This window comes from Bacillus sp. GMs2/2, from assembly GCF_050172095.1.
GTDB classification, from domain to species: Bacteria; Bacillota; Bacilli; order Bacillales; family Bacillaceae_G; genus Bacillus_A; species Bacillus_A cereus.
The window spans coordinates 1-3,474 of the sequence record NZ_JBNLYE010000396.1 but is presented as its reverse complement, the minus strand read 5'-3'; the positions used below and the strand labels follow the sequence as shown (position 1 = coordinate 3,474).

The following is a 3,474-nucleotide window of genomic DNA, read 5'->3' as shown; positions in this document are numbered from 1 at the left end:
TTTCGATTTGAATTTACAACGAAGCTGAAAGAATACTTAGACGATGAGAAGGATGAAAAAATAATAAAAGATGGACATAGAGATGTAATTTTTCACTATTTATATGCGTTAGAGACTGAAATTGGCGTTGTTAAAAATCCTAATTTTACTTTTTTTGCATCAGGAAGACGTTCACATATAGTGTTAGAAAACGTTGAATTTAAAACAGAAGTAAATGTAAAAAGTAATATAATTGAAATTACAAAAATAGTGGATAATGTAGTTATTCCGTTAGATACTATCGTAGCGAAGGATCGGGAATTATTTGCCCTTGGGCGTAATGAGAAGTTTAGTGTACAAATATTAGAGCAGTATCTCTTTGATACATTTGGAGATAAGTTAGGCTTATAATGAATAGAATGTGGTACGTATTTATAGGTAGTGAATTTTAGTTTGTATTACTTGCGTTTGACCTCTCATTTAATTTGTACTACAATTCGTAGTGTGAAAGGAGTCATACGATGTTTACGCAAAACTATAGGTTAAATGAGCAAGGATTAAATCATTTCTTTGGACCGCTTGAAGCGAAGATTATGGAGATTGTTTGGTCTAGCGATGGTATTACGATTAAAGAAGTCCAGCAGAAATTAAGTGAAGAATCGCCTGTAAATTTTAATACTGTTATGACAGTTATGAACAGGTTAGTAGAGAAATTACACTTAGAAAAACAGACTGTGAAAAGAAGTGGCATATATCGTGCTATACAAACGAAAGAAGAATTCTTATCCAATCAAACGAAGAAAATGACACAGGAATTAGTGGGGGAATTTGGAGATTTAGTTATAACACATATGATAGATGAGTTAGAGCAGGCTGATCCGAATTTAATAAAAAAATTAGAAGACAAATTGAATCAGTTAAAAAAAGAGGATCGATGAAATGAAATGGAAAATGCGTAAAATCGTATTGTTAGCGCTCATTGTTAGTACCCTCTTTTTCAGCTTGTTATTGTATTATGTTACATATCCATTTCTCTTTCAAAATAAGGCATTCTTCCTTTCAAAGTTTTGCTTGTTTCAGTTAGAAAAACATATGAAAGAACTATCAATGGTTCGTATTATAATAGCGGGGTTATTATTAATTACTGTATTGATTGTGTGTAAAAGAATTTGGCGGCAATTTTTCTATAGTAAAAAAGTACAAAAAGTACTTATCCCATTTATTAGAAAAGGGAAACAAATATATATACTGCCGACTGCGGAAGTTGCAGCGTTTACAATTGGATTATTCCGTCCGAAAGTTGTCATGTCGGAAGGTTTGCTTCAGACGTTTTCAGATGAAGAGATTGATGCGATTATTTTCCATGAAGAATATCATCAAAATAATTGGGATCCGCTAAAATTATTTTGTTTTACGTTATTAGCAGAAGGAATGATGTACATCCCGATATTAAAAGAATTGTTACAACGATATCATACGTATCAAGAGTTAGCAGCAGATAAATATGCGATGCAAAAAATGGAATCTTCATTTGAGTTAGGTAGCGCATTATTAAAATTAATTAAAATAAAGACAATGGAAAATCGATGTGTTACAGCTTCATTTGCAAAAACAGCAATAAATTTACGAATCGAGCAAGTGTTAAATGAAAAGGTTGCTAAGCTTACTATTCCGTTACATACGAACTCGGTATATGTAACAGTAGGGTTATTCTGTGTGTCAATTGTACTTATTGTCGGAGAGTGCATATAGCCTCTTTTTTTAAGAATAAACACTACTATATGTAGTGTGGATAGAGGTGTTGTCATTTATATCATTATACTTTTTATCGCTATATATATCTTATTTATCATATATTACAGGTATTTTATTGTATACAAATCAAATGACGAAAATTACAGCATTCTTTATTCGTCTATTTGGTGGATTTACAGGTTTTTAAAAATGAGGAGGAAGAAAAGTGAAGAAACTAATTGCTATTATACTAGTAGGTGCTCTCGTTTGGGCGGGGGTTAACTTTTATAATTCAAAGAAAGAAGAAAAGGAAAGAAAAGCGAAACAAGCAGAGTTACAAGAGAAAGAAGTATTACCACAAGTAGGTTTTAAAGCACCTGGCATCACATTAAAAGGATTGGACGGAAAGTTGCAGTCGTTAAATGATGCCAAGGGAAAACCGTATATTATTAATTTTTGGGCATCATGGTGTGGGCCGTGTGAAATGGAGGCACCTGACTTAGTTCATATGTATGATAAATATAAAAAGGATGTTGAAATTTTTGCGGTGAATGCAACTGTTAGTGACCCAGTACAAGAAGCAAGCGCATTTGCTAATCGCTATGGATTTGAGTTTCCGGTTCTACTAGATATGGACGGAGTAGCTGGACTAGATTATAAAGTATTCTCTTTACCGACGACATTTTTTGTTAATAAAGATGGAATTATAGTAGATCATGTACGAGGTGTATTACCACCAGATCAATTAGAAAAGAAATTTAAGAAATTGATTGAGAGCTAAAAGGGGATTTCGTGATGATGGAGTGGATCGTGAGATTACAACCCGTATCTCTTATAATTGGAAGTCTATTTGGATTTATGTTGATGAAACGAAAGATGAGGCATCAAAATGCATCATATGAAAAAATGATGGATGCCGTAACAAATGCGTTTCTTATCATCGTATTTGTATGGAAGTTTGCACCAGCAATTTTAAATCCTGTATGGGCTTTTGGGGCGCCAGTGCAAGCAATATTAGCTATTGGAAGTATGCAACATATTGTAGTAGGATGCGTAATTGCTAGTGTATACATTGTTTGGAAAAGTAAAAAGGAACAATTTTCACTTCGTATTTTACTTGATGTACTCCCTTTTGGATTGTGTGTGTGCACTATCTTTTATTTTCTATTACATCATGAAGTAGGTGCACCAACGACACTACCATGGGGAATGAAAATATATGAATCTAAACTTTTATATCACCCTATATTCGTATACGAGATCATCCTTGCTCTTTGTATAATGGGCTTGTTATGGATGAAAAAAGAAAGGCTCGGAAATGGAAAGAATATAAGTGTTTTTCTAATTATTGAGGGTTTTGCTCAAATCATTATTTCGCTTGTTAGTGAACAAAATTCGGTTCTGTTTGGTCTATCAGCACAGCAAATAATGAGCTTTTGTATTATTAGTTTAGGGATTTTGTTGGTGCCGAAAAAATAAAAGATAGCCATGTACAGAGAGTATCTGTGTATGGCTATCTTTTATAAGCGTATTATTATATTATAGAAACCTAAAAACCCCTTTATTAGGGGTTTTTAGGTTTCTATAGGTCTGCATGTGTTTCTTGTTTATCTGTATCCCATTTTGGAAGTTGTTTTGCTTGTTGATTTTCAGTGAAATTATTAAAGCCAAAAGCAAGTATGCATGTAAAGGTTAAAATAGCTAAACTAATCTTTTTCATTATCTTAGTGCCTCCTTAGTTAATAATTTTTGTTTTGCTTC

7 protein-coding genes are annotated in these 3,474 nt (G+C 32.8%); 6 read left to right on the top strand and 1 reads right to left on the bottom strand.

The window, feature by feature from the left end:
• The 6 genes from ACQGS6_RS24960 to ACQGS6_RS24935 all read left to right on the top strand — a co-directional run.
• On the top strand, positions 1–390 hold a 390-nt coding region (locus ACQGS6_RS24960; protein ID WP_426965768.1), incomplete at its 5' end, for a DUF3942 family protein.
• Between the two features lie 110 nt (positions 391–500).
• The gene (locus ACQGS6_RS24955; protein ID WP_000495079.1) at positions 501–917 is read left to right on the top strand and encodes a BlaI/MecI/CopY family transcriptional regulator; all 417 of its coding nucleotides are present in this window, start codon (positions 501–503) and stop codon (positions 915–917) included.
• A 1-nt stretch (position 918) separates the two neighbouring features.
• Positions 919–1,731: a M56 family metallopeptidase gene (locus ACQGS6_RS24950; RefSeq protein WP_025967118.1), complete on the top strand. Its 813-nt coding sequence runs from the start codon at positions 919–921 to the stop codon at positions 1,729–1,731.
• 49 nt (positions 1,732–1,780) lie between these two features.
• Positions 1,781–1,921: a hypothetical protein gene (locus tag ACQGS6_RS24945; RefSeq protein ID WP_015382254.1), complete on the top strand. Its 141-nt coding sequence runs from the start codon at positions 1,781–1,783 to the stop codon at positions 1,919–1,921.
• Between the two features lie 18 nt (positions 1,922–1,939).
• A complete protein-coding gene (locus ACQGS6_RS24940) occupies positions 1,940–2,494 on the top strand; it encodes a TlpA family protein disulfide reductase (RefSeq protein WP_000733185.1) in 555 nt (184 codons plus the stop codon).
• A gap of 17 nt (positions 2,495–2,511) precedes the next feature.
• Positions 2,512–3,192, top strand: a complete 681-nt coding sequence (locus tag ACQGS6_RS24935) for a prolipoprotein diacylglyceryl transferase family protein (RefSeq protein WP_025967119.1) — start codon at positions 2,512–2,514, stop codon at positions 3,190–3,192.
• Positions 3,193–3,295: 103 nt separating this feature from the next.
• On the opposite strand, the gene ACQGS6_RS24930 is transcribed toward ACQGS6_RS24935, so the two are convergent.
• Positions 3,296–3,433, bottom strand: coding sequence for a hypothetical protein (locus ACQGS6_RS24930; protein WP_000724010.1), 138 nt, complete (start codon positions 3,431–3,433; stop codon positions 3,296–3,298).
• Between the last annotated feature and the right edge of the window lie 41 nt (positions 3,434–3,474).